Raw genomic sequence first — 14558 nt, 5'->3', positions numbered from 1 at the left:
GTGATGGAACCGGCCGGTCAGGCCGAGCGGCGACGTCCGGCGAGCACGCCGAACGCGATGCCACCGATGCCGATGACGATGCCGATGATGCCCAGCGTGCGGGCGGTGGTGTCGCTGGAGGAGGAGGACGCGGCGGTGCTGCTCTCCTTGGCCGACGCGTCGGTGTCGGCGGCCTTGTGGTCGTCGGTCTTCTTGGCGTCGTCGGCCGCCCCGCCGTGGCCGTCCTCGGCGGCGGCGGTCAGCTTCAGGACGGGGGCCGGGCTGTCGGGCTCCTCGCCGCCGGCCGTGGGCTCCTCGATCCAGCGGACGACTTCCTTGTTGTCGTACGTCTGGATCGCCTTGAAGACGAGCTGGTCGGCGTCCTCGGGAAGCGCGCCGACGGAGACCGGGAACTGCTGGAAGTAGCCGGGGGCGATCTCGCCCTCGTCCGCGGTCCAGGTCACCTTGGAGACGGCCTCGGTGATCTTCTTGCCGTGTACCTCAAGAGGCTTGTCGAGCTTGCTCTTGGAGATGTCGATCTTCCAGCCGGGGACGGCCTGCGGGGTGACGGACGACAGCGGGTGGTCGGCCGGGAAGTTGACTTCGAGCTTCACGGTCGAGGCCTGGTCGCGCTCGTTGGGGACCTTGAAGTTGAGCGTGGCGTATCCGCCCTTGGCAGCCTCGCCGACCGGCTGGACGCTGACGTGGGCGGCGGCCGGGCAGGCGATCAGCAGGACGGTGGACGCGGCGACGCCGCCGGCGAGGGCGATACGGGAAAGCTTCATGGCAGGAATCTCCACGGGGGAAACGGAACACGGTGGTCCGGCGCGCGGGTGCGCGGCGGCATCACGACACCTCGTGGTCCGGTTCCGTGGGCGTGCGTGCACAGGGACGTGCACGGACAGGTCCCGCGGGGTCGGTGGAGGCGTCGCGTCAGGCTGCGAGGGCGTACGGGGCCGGAGGCCCGCGCCTGATCACCAGGTGTTGCAGAGGATCCCCGACGGCCGGTACCGGCACCTCGTCGGAGTGGCGCGGAGGCCGCGGCCCTGCCATGAGCTGCTCGCGTGCCCCGGCCCGCAGGGCGCGGACGAGGGCGAGCGCGGCCCGCAGGGACCGCAACCGGGCCCCGGCCGCCAGCGCCTGGGCGCTGTGGGCGGAGAGCCGCGCCAGCCCGAAGAGGGCGATCTCGCCGCGTCGCAGCAGCCAGCCGGTGGCGAGCGCGACGAGGACGTGGGCCAGGAACATCGACAGGCTCGGCAGCAGCGCGGAGACCGCGGCGCAGACCTGCGCGATGCCGGAGACGCCGTCCGGGGCCGCCGACGCGGCAGTCCCGGCAGCTCCGGCGACAGCGCCGTCCGCGAGATGGCCGTGGGCCCCCGTGAGCGTCGACGGGTCGATGCCGGCGGAGGAGACGATGCGGTGGGCGTCGGTCGCGCTCAGCTGCTCCGGGCCGGCACCGCAGACGAGACCGGCGGCGAACCGGATGACCGGGTTGTCGCCGCCCGTGGGCGCCGCGGCGGCCGGGGCACCGGCGTGGCTGCCGTACGCGAAGAGCACGTGCAGGAGGATCTGCCCGGCGGCCAGCGCGCCCACGATCGACGGAAGGGAACGTTCCCGTCCGGCGAGGACCGTGGCGACGGCGAGGACGCCGAGGAATCCGGCGAGCAGTGTCCACGCGGGGACGGGCGCTCCGGCGGCGAGCGCGTGTCCGGCCGCGGACAGCACGACGCAGGCCGCGGTGAACACCGCGGCCCTCATGAGCCGCAGACCGGCTCCTGCGTGTGCGAGAGGCGTGGACATGGCCGGAACATCATCGCACTGCACCCCCCTGTCCCGTACGGCAGGTCCGGAAGATCAGACTCCGTCCCCAACCATGCTTGTTGCACCCGTTCGCGGGGGATGTACGGACCGGGGGCGCGCACCCCAGGTCACCGGACGGACGCCCGGTGACCTGGTGCCGGGCGGGTCCATACACCGGGCGGCCGAATATCCACATCCGCCGAATGAGGGCTTTCCCACCCGATCCGTGCTTACGAAGTGCCGAGGGCGGCAATACGTATCGATACGTCGAGCCGCAGCCAGGAGGCTGAAAGATGAGCATCTGGTGGTCTCTCCATTTGCGGCGCGAAGCTGCGAGCGTTCCGCTCGCCCGTCGTTTTCTGCTCGGCACCATGGAAACCGCAGGGGTGGATCCGGACATCTCCTTCGACCTGTCGGTCGCGCTCAGCGAGGCCTGTGCGAACGCCGTCGAACACGGCGGCGACCGGACGGCTCTCGGGGAGCAGGGGGATTCCGGGTACGGACGCCCTGCCGCGGACTCCGGGCAGTACCGGGTCACGGCCTATCTGGACGGCGAGAAATGCCGTATCGAGGTCAGCGACTCGGGGCCGGGCTTTCCCGCCCGCCGCGCGCTTCGCCCAGCCGCGCACGCAGAACAGCACACACAGCACACACAGCATCCGCAGCACCCGCAGCAGCCACTCCCCTCGCGGGACGCCGAAGCCGAGAGCGGCCGGGGCCTCGATCTCATCCAGCAGCTCTCGGACCACGTCCAGTTCGGCAACCGGCCGGGCCACGGCGCGGTGGTGCGCTTCGACAAGGTCCTGAAATGGCGCGAGGGCGCGCTGCTCACGGTGTAGTGAGCGGCGCGCCCTCGCGAGAGGTACGGCGGTGGGTCAGCCCTTCAGCCGAGCCATCCAGGCCTCGACCTCGTCCGCCTGGCGGGGCAGCGTGTCGGAGAGGTTCCGGTTGCCGTCCTCGGTGACGAGGATGTCGTCCTCGATCCGGACGCCGATGCCCCGGTACTCCTCGGGCACGGTCAGGTCGTCGGCCTGGAAGTACAGACCCGGCTCCACGGTCAGGCAGACACCCGGCTCCAGGACGCCGTCGACGTACGCCTCGGTGCGCGCGACGGCGCAGTCGTGGACGTCCATGCCGAGCATGTGGCCCGTGCCGTGCAGGGTCCAGCGGCGCTGGAGGCCGAGCTCCAGGACCTTGTCCACGTCCAGGTCGCCGAGCAGGCCCCACGCGACGAGCTTCTCGGCGAGCACGCGCTGCGAGGCGTCGTGGAAGTCGCGGAAGGTGGCGCCGGGCTTCACGGCGGCGATGCCCGCCTCCTGGGCCTCGTACACCGCGTCGTAGATCTTGCGCTGGAGCGGCGAGAACGTGCCGTTGATCGGCAGGGTGCGCGTCACGTCGGCGGTGTAGAGGTCGTTGGTCTCCACGCCGGCGTCCAGGAGCAGCAGCTCGCCGGCGCGGACGTCGCCGTCGTTGCGGACCCAGTGCAGGGTGGTGGCGTGCGGACCGGCGGCGCAGATCGAGGCGTAGCCGATGTCGTTGCCCTCGATGCGGGCGCGCAGGAAGAACGTGCCCTCGATGAAGCGCTCGCTGGTCGCCTCGGCCTTGTCCAGGCTCTTCACGACGTCCTCGAAGCCGCGCGCGGTGGCGTCGCACGCCTTCTGCAGCTCGGCGATCTCGAAGGCGTCCTTCACCAGGCGGGCCTCGGAGAGGTAGACGCGCAGCTCCTCGTCGCGCTCCGCGGTGACCTTGTCGGTGAGGGCGGCCTCAATGGACGCGTCGTGACCGCGCACGTTGCGGACCGGGCCGGTGGCCTCGGTCAGTACGGCGGTCAGCTCGCGGACGTCCTTCGCGGGGATGTTCAGCAGCTGCTCGGCCTCGGAGAGGGAGTTCCGCCGACCGACCCACAGCTCGCCCTGGCCGTCGAGCCAGAACTCGCCGTTCCCCCGGTTGGAGCGCGGCAGCAGGTAGAGGGTCGCCTCGTGGCCGGGGCCCGTCGGCTCCAGGACGAGCACGCCGTCCTGGGTCTGGTCACCGGTGAGGTACGCGTACTCGGTGGAGGCGCGGAAGGCGTACTCGGTGTCGTTGGAGCGGGTCTTCAGGTTGCCCGCGGGGATGACCAGGCGCTCGCCGGGGAAGCGGGCGGAGAGCGCGGCGCGCCGGGCGGCGGTGTGCTCGGCCTGGGCGATCGGCTGGAGGCCGCGCAGCTCCGTGTCGGCCCAGCCCGACTTCATGTTCTCGGCGAGCTCGTCGGAGACGCCCGGGTACAGGCCGTTCTTCCGCTGCTTGACCGCTTCTGCTTCGTTCTCCTCGGTCTCCTGCTCCGGGTTCTCCGGGATGAGCTCCTCAGACACGATGTGTTTCTCCTTGAGTACGACACTGGACCATCACCCATCGTACGGGCGTGCGGAAGGGGGCCCAGGGCCGAAGGACCTGTTACCGGAGACCGCCGCCGGATCGGTCGGAGGGGCCCGTCGGCGGGCCGGCGCGGGCGGTCGGTCGACGGAGCGGCCACGCGGCGCGGACGGTCGGTCGACGTGGGTGGCCAGCGGCGTGAGCGGTCGGTCGACGTGGGTGGCCAGCGGCGTGAGCGGTCGGTCGACGTGGGGGCGGTCAGTCGAAGTGGGCGGCGAGGATCACGACGTCCTCGGCGGAGTCGCTCCGGTCGAGGCCGTCGGGAAGCATCGTGCGCAGGACGTGGTCGGCGACGGCCGCCGGATCGTGCCGGTCCGATTTCGGTACGGAGGCGGCGGCGGAGTGCAGCCGGGCGAAGGCGCGGTCCATGGCGTCCCCGGTGCGGCGCAGCAGCCCGTCCGTGTAGAGCAGCACCGTTTCACCGGGCGCCGGGCTGAACTCCACGCTCGGCGCCTCCCAGCAGGCGAGCATCCCCAGCGGGGCGGAGAGCGTGGTCTCGACGAACTCGCAGCGCCGCTCGCCGAGCACCAGGGGCGGGGTGTGCCCGGCCCCGGCCAGCACGACCTTGCGGGCGGCGGGCTCGCAGTAGGCGAAGAGGGCGGTCGCGGTCCGCGCGGGTTCGGTGAGCCGCAGCAGCAGTTCCAGGTCGGAGAGGACGGCCACGGGGTCCTCGCCCTCCATCACGGCGTACGCCCGCAGGCTGGCGCGCAGCCGGCCCATCGCGGCCATGGCGCTCGGTCCGGACCCGCCGACGGAGCCGACGGCGAGCCCGAGCGCGCGGTCGGGCAGCGGCAGCGCGTCGTACCAGTCGCCGCCGCCCCGGGGGCCGGTGCGGTGCCGGGCGGCGAGCTGGACGCCGGGGATCCGGGGCAGCCGGCTGGGGAGCAGTTCCTCGGCGACGGCGGCGATGTCCGCGCGGGCGCGCTCCAGCTCGATCAGGCGGGCCAGGTGCTCGGTGGCGTACCGCGCGTAGAGGCCGGCGAGGTGGCGCTGCTTCTGCGCGGGTTCGGCCGGTTCGTCGTAGAGCCAAGCGGCCGCGCCGAGGCGGCCGGCCGCCTCGGAGGCGAGCGGGAGGGCGTAGCTGGCGGCGTAGCCGAGCCGGGCGGCGACCTCGCGGTGCCGGGGGTCCAGGTCCTTCTCGCCGAGCAGATCGGGGCTGGTTACCCCGTCGGCGGTGTCCGGCAACCCGTCGAGGACCCGGCCGAGCGCGGTGGCCGCGCGCGGCACGGTCTCGATGTGGCCGAGCTCGGCGTGGCTGAGCCCGAGGCCGAGGGTGGCAAAGGGGCCTTCGCCGTTCGCCGGTTCCAGAACGAGAAGTCCGCGGCGGGCGCCGACGAGGGCGGCTCCGGCATGCAGCAGCTCGTTCAGGGCGTCGTCGAGGGTGCTCGTCCCGGCCAGCCGCTCGGTGAGTTCGTGCAGGGTCGTGAGGTCCGATACCCAGCCCGCGAGCCGGTCCTGGATGAAGGCCCCGGGAGGTCCCGGGACCTCCGTCAGGGGAGCGGGAGTGTGCGTTGAAACCGGAACCTCTGGATCGATTCCAGCCACTTTCGGCAGGTGTGGGGCGCTCATGGCAGCCAGCTTTCCGACCGGTGTGATTCGTCGAATAGCATCGCAAACCCCCATGTGATTCTGCGCCACTATCAATGCATCCACATGTACACGCACAAGTAACCCGATGTCCAGCATTGTCCCTTCGGGGACCGGGCGATTCGTGCTCTCCCAGTGTCGGTTAACTTGGCCAAAAATTGCACCCTATGGACGCTATTTACGATCGACTGGGGCTGCTCAACAGGGGTACCTCCGGGGTCAGGTCGCCGGAGGAGCGTCATTCCGGGCATGCTGGGTACGTAAACGGTGATGCGCGGGTGCGGTTGTGATCGCCCAGGAACCCGGCAGCGGGTTCAGGCGTCCTTACCCGTGAAGGTGGAGCCCTCGCCCCGGACGGCGGGGTTCGCACCAGGGACGGCAGGCGAGGCGCATGCCGCCCTCGCCCAGCGATCGCCGGTCCGGCTCGACCCGCTCGGTTCGACCCGCACGACTCTGCCAGGGCAGCACGACTCCGCTCGGTCAGTCCGACCCGTTCGGTCGGTTCGGCCCCGTTCGGTTCGACTCCGCTCGACTCTGCTCGGTTCGGCTCTGTTCCACCCCAGATCGGTTCTATTCGGATCGGTTCCACTCGGCTCGGCTCGGCTCACGCTCGGTATCGGCGGCACGCCCGTACCGCAGAACTGATGAGCACGTACGCACAGCGAAGAGATACGCACGTGGTGTCACACACGCGTGTGTCGTGTGGACTCGGCGTTCAACGGAAAGGAACGAGCGCTCATGCGCGAGATCCTCGGAAGGCGACGCAGGCTCCGGCTCCGGCGCAAGGAGGGGGCCGCCCGGCTCGACGCGGCCCTGACCTGCGCCACCGTATGGCAGTGGCCCGTGCTCCCCGGAGTGGGGACGGCACAGGCCGGCCCGCGCGGCGAGAGCGCCGGTCTCGGCTGCGCCTGCCCCGAACGCGACTGCGCCGTACCGGGCGCACACCCCTTCGATCCCGGCCTGCTGGCGGCCACCACGGACGAGCGCATGGTGCGCTGGTGGTGGACCCACCGCCCCACCGCCCCCGTGATGCTGGCGACCGGCGGCCGCGCGCCCTGCGCGGTGAGCCTGCCCGCCGTGGCCGGCGCCAGAGCACTCAGCGCCCTCGACGTCCTCGGCATGCGGCTCGGCCCCGTCGTGGCGACGCCCACCCGGTGGTCGCTGCTCGTGGCCCCGTACGGCCTGGAACGGCTCGGCGAACTGCTGTACGCGAAGGACTGGGTGCCCAGTTCGCTCCGGTTCCACGGTGAGGGCGGCTATCTCGTCCTGCCGCCGTCCCGGACCGGCGCGGGTCAGGTCCGTTGGGAGCGGCCCCCGGCGCCGGTGAAGACCTCTGCCGCCGCCCCGGTGCCCCACGGGCGGGCGAAGGGCGGGGCGCCCACGGTCGCTGCGCCCTGGCTCCCGGACGTGGAAGCGGTCCTGGACGCCCTGGTCGAGGCGAGCACCGGCGCCCCGGGCGGCGGGAGTCGGCTCGCCCACTGACCCGGCCGGGCGGAGGCCGCGGTGCCCAGGAGGTGCCTGGCTCACGGTGTCCCGCTCTGGCGCCCGGCTCATGGTGCCCGGCTCACTCGAACGGGTGTGAGCCGGGCCAGATCACCGGTAAACGGGTGGCGGGCGACCCGGCGGTGCGCATGGCGCCGATATCGTCGCCCCGTCGTCAGGAATTCCGCGCAGTCGCCAGGTGGGGCCACCATGAATCTCCGCATGATCGGTCTCGCGGCCGCCGCCGTGTTCGCCTGGCTGGTTCCGCTGGTCGCTTCCGCGGATCCCGCCGTTGCTCCGGATGCCGTATCGGGTGATCCGGCACCATCCGATGCGAAATCACCTGGCGGCTCGCCAGAAAGCGTGCGGGCAAAGGCTTCTGATGCGCTCTCCGGAGAGAAATCATCCGCCTCTTCTCCGACGTTGCTGAAATCGCCATCGAGAATGAGCGCAGAAGCAGGATTCCTGCCTGAGTTTGATCGTTCGCCCTCTTTTGGCGGTGACGATCACAGGGACGGCAGGGACGGCAGGGACGGCGGGGACGGCGGGGACGGCGGGGACGGAGGGTGGCACCCGGGCGCGGTGGCCCGGTGCGGCCCCGAGCTGGTCGCACCGGAGGGCGTCGAGGCGCAGACCTGCGTCCTGACCCGGGACGGCGAGGCCTGGGCGCGCGTCTACTACCGGAACGCGACCGGGGAGGAACTCCGTTCCGTGCTCACCCTGATGGGGCCGGGCGGGCGGACCGTGGAGCTGCACTGCGAGCCGGCCGCGCACGATGAGCCGGGCATCTGCGAGACGCCGCGCGTCCCGTCCTCGGGTGCGCCCCGGCCCGCGACGGCGGTGGCGGAGTTCGTGGGAGCCGGGCCGGTGGACGAGTCGCCGCTGCTGCTCCGCGCCGGATCCGAACGGCCGTCGGCCGCGAAGAACTGACCGGGGCCGGCCGCAGGGGCGTACGGACTACGGCGGCACGGCCTACGGAGGCACGGACTACGGCGGTACGGCCTGCGGAGGCACGGACTGTGGGAGTGCAGGCTCCGACGTGACCTGACGGGCTCCGACGCGCCGGGCGGGGATTCAGGGGTGGCGCGGCCTCCGCGCCCGGGGTGTCACAGGGCGGTCCGCAGCCGGAAATGAAGACGCCCGGTCGCTGGCGACGGGGGATGCACCAGCGACCGGGCTTCTAGAACCGTAACAAGAGATCTGCCGTTCGCAAATTCGATCTCGCCTGTAGGGACGCCGATTTACTTACGGGTACGGCGAGTTGTGACGCGGGTCACCGTCTGCGGCGCCCTGTTGTCGCTGTCAGCTGAGGGTCACCTGGCGGTTGGTGAGACCGCCCCGGGCGCGGCGTTCCTCGGCGGTGAGCGGGGCGTCGGACGCGAGCGCCGCCGCCAGTCGCTCGGCGAACTCGACGGCGGGCTTCTCGCACGCCTCGGCCCCCATCGAGCTGGGCAGGTCCCAGACGGGAACCACGAGTCCGTGCGCCCGGAACGAACCGACCAGGCGGGTGTCGTCGCCGAGCGAGGAGGTGCCGGCGGCGTGCAGCCGGGCGAGCGCGTCGAGGAGCTTCTCCTCGGGGTGCGGCATGACCCAGCGCAGGTGGTTCTTCTCCGGGGTCTCGCACCAGTACGCGGCGTCGACGCCGGACAGCAGCGTCGTCGGGATCGCGGCGGCGTTCGCGCGCTCCAGCGAGGCGGACACCTCCGGCGTGGCGTTCTCCGCGTCCGGGACCCAGAACTCGAACCCGGAGTGCACGTTCGGCTCGAATACGGCGTCCGGGGCGAGGAGGTCCTGGAGGCGCGGACCGTCGGCCGGCACGCGGCGTGCGGTGACCGGGGAGCCGGGCTCGGCCTCCAGCGCGCGCTGGAGGGTGTCCGCGAGGTCGCGGCTGAGGTCGCCGGAGGAGGTGTCGTTCTGCAGGGCGAGCAGGACGGAACCGTCGTCCCGGCGCAGGGCCGGCCAGGCCATCGGCAGGACCGTCGCGAGCGTCACCGACGGAACTCCCTCGGGCAGCCCGTCCTCGAGGGTCAGTTCGACCGTGGCGGCGGGCACCAGCTCGCGCAGCGCGACCCAGTCGCACTCGCCCGCGAGTCCCTCGAAGGGGCGGTGCACGAGCTCGGTCACGGCCTGGGCGGCGGCGCGTCCGTGACACGCCTTGTAACGGCGGCCCGATCCGCACGGGCAGGGCTCACGGGCCCCGACGACCGGGATCTCACCGTCCTTGAGCTGCTGCTTCCCGGCCTTGGACTGAGGGCGCTTCTTGGCCATGGTGGGCATTCTCCCGATTGCGACAGTGCGGACTCGGCGCGAGCCTAGCCGCCCGGGGAGCCCCGCTCGTCCGCCGTACGGGCTCGGCCCCCGTCGTCCGCGCGCTCAGCCCACGTCGTCGAAGGCCTCGGAGAGGTCCAGCCCCTCGAACCCGGTGAGCCCGCCGATGCCGTCGGTGTCGATGCCATGGGCTCCCGAGCCGTTGGCGCCGGTTCCGTTCGGGGCGGAGCCGTTGCCGCCGATTCCGGGCGGCTTCTGCGAGGAGACCAGGGCCCAGACGGTGACCTCGCCGGACGAGTCGTCCCGTACGCCCCATTCCTGGGCGAGGGCGCTGATGATGTTGAGGCCCCGGCCGCCGCGTGCCGTCACCGAAGGGGTGGCCGGAACCGGGCGGGTCGGGCCGCCGCCGTCCGTGACCTCCACGGTGAGCGCACCGGCGGTGTCCACCCGCCAGGCGGCGCGGATGTCTCCGTCGCCGACGTCGGTGTGCCGCCCCAGGGGCCTGCCGTGTCGGCAGGCGTTGCTGAGAAGTTCGGAAAGGATCAGAACAGCGTCGTCGACGACCGCGTCCGACACCCCGTTGCCGCGCAACTGTTCACGCATCCGGTGTCGTGCCTGCCCCACGCCGGCAGGGCCATGAGGAATGGCCATGCTCGACGACGCGGGCACTTCTTGTGCCACCACCAACGCCACCCCCGAGACCTCCTTTGCCCCACGCCACGGGTTGGATGCCCCACTGAGCTGCACCGGAAACCGGCCAATGCACTCCCGGTGACGCACTCGTAACGATCGAACGCGCAGCGAGTGCGCCGGTGCACACCCCGTAAGGGCGAGGCCGGGGCCCTGGTGGGTCCTTATCCGTACTAAATGCGGCCCAGTTGGGACAGAACCTGCTTGGGTCGGTTGGTGATGATCGCCTCGACGCCGAGTTCGGCGCACATGTCGACATCGGCCGGTTCGTTCACGGTCCACACGTGCACCCGGTGCCCCGCACGGTGCAGCCGGTCGATGTATCCGGGGTGGCTGCGCACGATCCGCATGCCCGGCCCCGCGATCCGGGCCCCGGCGGGCAGCCGTCCGTCGCGCATCCGGGGCGAGACGAACTGCATCAGATAGACCGTCGGCAGCGTGGGCGCGGCGGCCTGGACACGGTGGAGGGAGCGGGCGGAGAAGCTCATGACGCGGATGGGCGAGGGTCCGTCCGCGGGCGGATCGGCCAGCCCGAAGCGCTTCAGGAGATGCAGCAGCCGCTCCTCGACCTGCCCGGCCCAGCGGGTGGGGTGCTTCGTCTCGATGGCCAGCTGGAGCGGCCGCCCGGTGGCCCGGACCTCGGTGAAGAGCTCCAGGAGCCGTTCCAGGGTGAGTACGGAGGTGAGCTCGCCCGGCACCGGATCCCAGTCGGGCGACTCCTCGCGGTCCTTCCAGGAGCCGAAGTCGAGGGCGGCGAGGTCGGCGAGCTCCAGCGCCGACACGGCGCCGCGCCCGTTGGACGTACGGTTCACCCGCCGGTCGTGGACGCAGACGAGATGGCCGTCGGCGGTGAGCCGGACATCGCATTCCAAGGCGTCGGCACCGTCCTCGATCGCCTTGCGATAGGCGGCGAGGGTGTGCTCGGGGGCATCGTCGGAGGCCCCGCGGTGGGCGATGACCTGGATGGAGGTGTGCGCGCTGCGCTGCCGTGCGTGGGTCACCCGCGCCATGGTGTCACCGCCGCGGGGAAGGCTGAGCACATGTCACCCTGGAGGTCTGTTTTGTCGGATGTAAAGATTGGTGTGCGGATGCACAGGTCCTGCTTACAGTGGCCCGACGTGTCGTGGGAAAAGCTGACCGCAGACACGTGCACAGCGGATTTCTTGCCGAACGCCGACTGGATGCCGAGTGGAACCGAGGAGTAAAGAGCTGTGAGCACCGAGAACGAGGGCAACGAGGGCAACGCGGTACCGGCCGTGCCGTCCGCACCTCCCGGGCCGGCCGCCACTCCCGAACCGGCGACCGACGGAGCCACTCCGCCGCCGGCCCAGGACCCGGCCCAGGACGCCGCGCCCAAGGCGGCGCACGACCCCGCGCACGACACCGCGCGCCTTCCCGTGCACGACACCGGAGCAGCGGAGGCGGCCCCGCACGCACCCGGCGCGGAGGCCCCGGCACCGGGAGCACCGGCGCACGCCGAGGCACCGCGCCACGACCCCACGCACCAGGGCGCCCCGGCCTCCCCGGGCGCTCCGGCCACACCCGCGTACGCCCAGGGCCCCCACGCGACGCCGCCGCAGCCGCCGCAGCACTCCCCGTACGGAGCGACGCCCGGATACGGAGCGGAGCCCGGGCTCCCCGCGGGCGCCGCGTCCTGGCCGCCGCCTCCGCCCGCCGTCCCGTCGTACGCCGACGGGGGCGCCGGTCACGCGTCCGGCGGTATCGGCAACGGCAGCGGTCACGGCCCGGTCTGGGGCGCTCCCGTCCCGCCCGGCTCCGAGTCCCCGGGCGGAAAGAGCGGCAGGGGCCGCGGGAGCGGTCTGGTGGCGGCCGTGGCCGTCGCGGCCCTCGTCGCGGGCGGCGTCGGCGGAGCCCTCGGCTTCTGGGCGGCCGACCGGAACGACGGCAACGGCGGCGGCTCGACCACCATCTCGGCGTCGGACACCCCGAGGGACCTGAAGCGCCCGGCGGGCACGGTGGCCGGGGTCGCGGCGAAGGCGCTCCCCAGCGTGGTCACCATCGACGCGCAGGGCGGCGAAGGGGAGGGCGGCACGGGCACGGGCTTCGTGTACGACAAGGAAGGCCACATCCTCACCAACAACCACGTGGTGGCGTCCGCCGCGGAGTCCGGCGAACTGTCGGCGACCTTCTCCGACGGCAAGAAGTACGCCGCCGAGGTGGTCGGCCGGGCCCAGGGCTACGACGTGGCCGTACTGAAGCTCAAGAACCCGCCCGCGGGCCTCGCCCCGCTGCCGCTGGGCAACTCGGAGGGCGTCGCGGTCGGCGACTCGACGATCGCGATCGGCGCGCCCTTCGGCCTCTCCAACACGGTCACCACGGGCATCATCAGCGCGAAGAACCGCCCGGTGGCGTCCGGGGACGGCTCCAGCAACAAGAACTCGTACATGAGCGCCCTGCAGACCGACGCCTCGATCAACCCGGGCAACTCCGGCGGCCCGCTGCTGGACGCGACGGGCGCGGTCATCGGCATCAACTCCGCGATCCAGTCGACCGGCGGCGGCCTCGGCCAGTCCCAGGCCGGCTCCATCGGTCTCGGCTTCGCGATCCCGATCAACCAGGCCAAGAACGTCGCGGAGCAGCTGATCAAGACCGGCAAGCCGGTCTACCCGGTGATCGGCGCGACGGTCACGATGGAGGAGAAGACGGGCGGAGCGGCCATCTCCGCCGAGGGAGCGGGCGGCACGCCTGCGGTCACCCCGAACGGCCCGGCGGCCAAGGCGGGCCTCAAGGCGGGCGACGTGATCACGAAGTTCAACGACACCGTGATCGACAGCGGCCCGACCCTGATCGGCGAGATCTGGACCCGCAAGCCGGGCGAGAAGGTGACCCTGACGTACGAGCGCGACGGCAAGACGGCCACGGCCGAAGTCACCCTGGGCCAGCGCGAGGGCGACAGCTGACCGGCTAGGCTGTCCCACGCGTCGAACCGGCCCCACGCGGGCCTGACGGCCCATCGGCTTGCACAGCGACCGGACCGCCGACGCGAGGTGGGTTGCCCGAGCGGCCTAAGGGAACGGTCTTGAAAACCGTCGTGGCAGCGATGTCACCGTGGGTTCAAATCCCACACCCACCGCCAGGTGCAAGGCCCCCGACCAGGAAGATTCGGTCGGGGGCCTTACGCGTGCGTGTCGTCCGTCGGGGCACCAAGAGGGATGCTTTTCCCGGGTGTTTCGCCGTAGCGTGGCCGGATGTTCGATTCTCTGGAGATCGGTGTGCTGCCGCGAGGGCGCCGGTTTCCGCCCAGTCTGCGGCTCCTGGTCAATGGTGAGGACGTGGTGGCGGGCGCGGTCGGTGAAGGGGGGCGGGGGCCGCTCGTCGCCGATGCGCTGTCGGTCGGCGGCCCCGGTCTGCTGTGGGCGACCGGCGAGGCTCGGCGGGTGTTGCTGGGGGAGCCGGAGTGTTCGGGAGGGTGCTGCGGGTATCTGACCGTGGTCGTTCAGCGTCTCGGAGGCATCGTGCAGTGGTCCGACTGGGAGGTTCCGTACAAGGAGGACGCCCCGCTGGAGTTCCACTTCGACGCCGATCAGTACGACGCGGAGCTGCGCCGTACGGAACGTGAGGTCGGGGCGTCCCGGTGACGCGTGACGCCGGAGCGGCCGGGCGGGCCGAGGGCGTGCGGGGCTGCCGTGGTGGGAGCCTCCTCGGTCGGCACGGTCGGCACGGACGGCTACAGCGCGATCGTGTCGTCGCCGCGATGGCGCCGGTGCGGGAACGGGGCGGCCAGGGCGCAGAGCGCCAAGACCACCACGCCGGCCGCGCCGGTCAGTTGCAACGCATCGCCGATGTCATCGCTCGGCCGGGGAGTCGGCGCGCCGAACAGGGTCAGGAACATGCCGTCGGTGAACGCGGGGCCGACCCCGACCCGCCGGGGGAACGCCCGGGCGGCCGCCTGCTGCGCCAGGCCGCGGCCGTCAGGAACATCGCCCCGAGGACGCCGAGGAGCAGACCGATGGCGAGGGGCATCCGGAACGACTCGCGCGGGTCCGCGTTCGTGTAGCGGCGATCCGGGCCGAAGTCGACGTACCGGATCTGGTCCTGCCAGTACGTGACCTCGATGTTCGCTCCCGGACGGGCAGCCGGAAGCCGTTCCAGGTTGCTCTCGATCCGGGTGCGCGTGGACGTTCCGTCGGCCTCGGTGAGGTAGAGCCAGTACGACGGGGTTTTGCGCCCGGTCTCCTTCTCGGTGCGGTCGAGCACCGCGGTGACCGTCCGCAGGCAGTCGGAATCGCCTCCGCCGGGGGCCGTGCACGTGGGCGCCGTGGTGAAAGCGCGCTCGTCGTCGCGGGCGTCCGGCGTGGTGTGGAGCAGCAGAGAACCCC

Annotated in this window: 14 protein-coding genes and 1 tRNA gene; 6 read left to right on the top strand and 9 right to left on the bottom strand. The window is 72.0% G+C overall.

Annotated elements, in window-relative coordinates:
• Positions 1 to 17: 17 nt before the first annotated feature.
• Together ACIQRW_RS08360 and ACIQRW_RS08355 are read right to left on the bottom strand one after the other, a co-directional pair.
• Positions 18 to 764, bottom strand: coding sequence for a YcnI family protein (locus ACIQRW_RS08360; protein ID WP_403756190.1), 747 nt, complete (start codon positions 762 to 764; stop codon positions 18 to 20).
• Between the two features lie 148 nt (positions 765 to 912).
• Entirely contained in the window at positions 913 to 1779 is an 867-nt protein-coding gene (locus ACIQRW_RS08355; RefSeq protein WP_403756189.1) for a hypothetical protein, read from the bottom strand.
• Positions 1780 to 2072: 293 nt separating this feature from the next.
• Between ACIQRW_RS08355 and ACIQRW_RS08350 the strand changes: the two genes are divergently transcribed.
• Positions 2073 to 2618: an ATP-binding protein gene (locus tag ACIQRW_RS08350; RefSeq protein WP_403756186.1), complete on the top strand. Its 546-nt coding sequence runs from the start codon at positions 2073 to 2075 to the stop codon at positions 2616 to 2618.
• 36 nt (positions 2619 to 2654) lie between these two features.
• On the opposite strand, the gene ACIQRW_RS08345 is transcribed toward ACIQRW_RS08350, so the two are convergent.
• A complete protein-coding gene (locus ACIQRW_RS08345; protein WP_403756183.1) occupies positions 2655 to 4130 on the bottom strand; it encodes an aminopeptidase P family protein in 1476 nt (491 codons plus the stop codon).
• Positions 4131 to 4389: 259 nt separating this feature from the next.
• Positions 4390 to 5877 carry a PP2C family protein-serine/threonine phosphatase gene (locus tag ACIQRW_RS08340; protein ID WP_403756180.1) on the bottom strand — a complete coding sequence of 496 codons (1488 nt, stop codon included), beginning with the start codon at positions 5875 to 5877 and terminating at the stop codon, positions 4390 to 4392.
• 639 nt (positions 5878 to 6516) lie between these two features.
• On the opposite strand from ACIQRW_RS08340, the gene ACIQRW_RS08335 reads away from it, so the two are divergent.
• Together ACIQRW_RS08335 and ACIQRW_RS08330 are read left to right on the top strand one after the other, a co-directional pair.
• Positions 6517 to 7260 carry a bifunctional DNA primase/polymerase gene (locus ACIQRW_RS08335; protein WP_403756177.1) on the top strand — a complete coding sequence of 248 codons (744 nt, stop codon included), beginning with the start codon at positions 6517 to 6519 and terminating at the stop codon, positions 7258 to 7260.
• Between the two features lie 582 nt (positions 7261 to 7842).
• Positions 7843 to 8190 carry a hypothetical protein gene (locus ACIQRW_RS08330; protein WP_403756174.1) on the top strand — a complete coding sequence of 116 codons (348 nt, stop codon included), beginning with the start codon at positions 7843 to 7845 and terminating at the stop codon, positions 8188 to 8190.
• A 372-nt stretch (positions 8191 to 8562) separates the two neighbouring features.
• On the opposite strand, the gene ACIQRW_RS08325 is transcribed toward ACIQRW_RS08330, so the two are convergent.
• The 3 genes from ACIQRW_RS08325 to ACIQRW_RS08315 form a co-directional block, all read right to left on the bottom strand.
• Positions 8563 to 9528, bottom strand: coding sequence for a DUF5926 family protein (locus tag ACIQRW_RS08325; RefSeq protein WP_403756171.1), 966 nt, complete (start codon positions 9526 to 9528; stop codon positions 8563 to 8565).
• Between the two features lie 105 nt (positions 9529 to 9633).
• The gene (locus tag ACIQRW_RS08320) at positions 9634 to 10308 is read right to left on the bottom strand and encodes an ATP-binding protein (protein WP_403756168.1); all 675 of its coding nucleotides are present in this window, start codon (positions 10306 to 10308) and stop codon (positions 9634 to 9636) included.
• An 83-nt stretch (positions 10309 to 10391) separates the two neighbouring features.
• The gene (locus tag ACIQRW_RS08315; protein WP_403756165.1) at positions 10392 to 11228 is read right to left on the bottom strand and encodes a glycerophosphodiester phosphodiesterase; all 837 of its coding nucleotides are present in this window, start codon (positions 11226 to 11228) and stop codon (positions 10392 to 10394) included.
• 201 nt (positions 11229 to 11429) lie between these two features.
• Between ACIQRW_RS08315 and ACIQRW_RS08310 the strand changes: the two genes are divergently transcribed.
• The 3 genes from ACIQRW_RS08310 to ACIQRW_RS08300 all read left to right on the top strand — a co-directional run bounded on the left by ACIQRW_RS08310 (position 11430) and on the right by ACIQRW_RS08300 (position 13817).
• A complete protein-coding gene (locus tag ACIQRW_RS08310) occupies positions 11430 to 13139 on the top strand; it encodes a trypsin-like peptidase domain-containing protein (protein WP_403756162.1) in 1710 nt (569 codons plus the stop codon).
• 86 nt (positions 13140 to 13225) lie between these two features.
• Positions 13226 to 13315, top strand: a tRNA-Ser gene (locus ACIQRW_RS08305).
• A gap of 112 nt (positions 13316 to 13427) precedes the next feature.
• Positions 13428 to 13817: a hypothetical protein gene (locus ACIQRW_RS08300; protein ID WP_403756160.1), complete on the top strand. Its 390-nt coding sequence runs from the start codon at positions 13428 to 13430 to the stop codon at positions 13815 to 13817.
• 89 nt (positions 13818 to 13906) lie between these two features.
• Here ACIQRW_RS08300 and ACIQRW_RS08295 read toward each other — a convergent pair whose 3' ends face one another.
• On the bottom strand, positions 13907 to 14071 hold the full coding sequence (locus ACIQRW_RS08295) for a hypothetical protein (protein ID WP_403756157.1): 165 nt from the start codon (positions 14069 to 14071) through the stop codon (positions 13907 to 13909).
• Positions 14062 to 14436: a hypothetical protein gene (locus ACIQRW_RS08290; RefSeq protein WP_403756154.1), complete on the bottom strand. Its 375-nt coding sequence runs from the start codon at positions 14434 to 14436 to the stop codon at positions 14062 to 14064. The genes ACIQRW_RS08295 and ACIQRW_RS08290 overlap by 10 nt, the downstream gene beginning before the upstream one ends.
• Positions 14437 to 14558 lie beyond the last annotated feature (122 nt).

Source organism: Streptomyces sp. NPDC091287, from assembly GCF_044768525.1.
GTDB lineage: Bacteria > Actinomycetota > Actinomycetes > Streptomycetales > Streptomycetaceae > Streptomyces.
The sequence above is the reverse complement of the archived record's forward strand: the minus strand, read 5'-3'. Positions and strand labels throughout refer to the sequence as shown.

Coding starts and splice junctions, on each gene's coding strand:
- ACIQRW_RS08325 (WP_403756171.1), bottom strand. CDS start 9,528: ATGGCCAAGAAGCGCCCTCAGTCCAAGGCCGGGAAGCAGCAGCTCAAG.
- ACIQRW_RS08315 (WP_403756165.1), bottom strand. CDS start 11,228: ATGGCGCGGGTGACCCACGCACGGCAGCGCAGCGCGCACACCTCCATC.
- ACIQRW_RS08360 (WP_403756190.1), bottom strand. CDS start 764: ATGAAGCTTTCCCGTATCGCCCTCGCCGGCGGCGTCGCCGCGTCCACC.
- ACIQRW_RS08340 (WP_403756180.1), bottom strand. CDS start 5,877: ATGCTGGACATCGGGTTACTTGTGCGTGTACATGTGGATGCATTGATA.
- ACIQRW_RS08335 (WP_403756177.1), top strand. CDS start 6,517: ATGCGCGAGATCCTCGGAAGGCGACGCAGGCTCCGGCTCCGGCGCAAG.
- ACIQRW_RS08355 (WP_403756189.1), bottom strand. CDS start 1,779: ATGTCCACGCCTCTCGCACACGCAGGAGCCGGTCTGCGGCTCATGAGG.
- ACIQRW_RS08350 (WP_403756186.1), top strand. CDS start 2,073: ATGAGCATCTGGTGGTCTCTCCATTTGCGGCGCGAAGCTGCGAGCGTT.
- ACIQRW_RS08300 (WP_403756160.1), top strand. CDS start 13,428: ATGTTCGATTCTCTGGAGATCGGTGTGCTGCCGCGAGGGCGCCGGTTT.
- ACIQRW_RS08295 (WP_403756157.1), bottom strand. CDS start 14,071: ATGTTCCTGACCCTGTTCGGCGCGCCGACTCCCCGGCCGAGCGATGAC.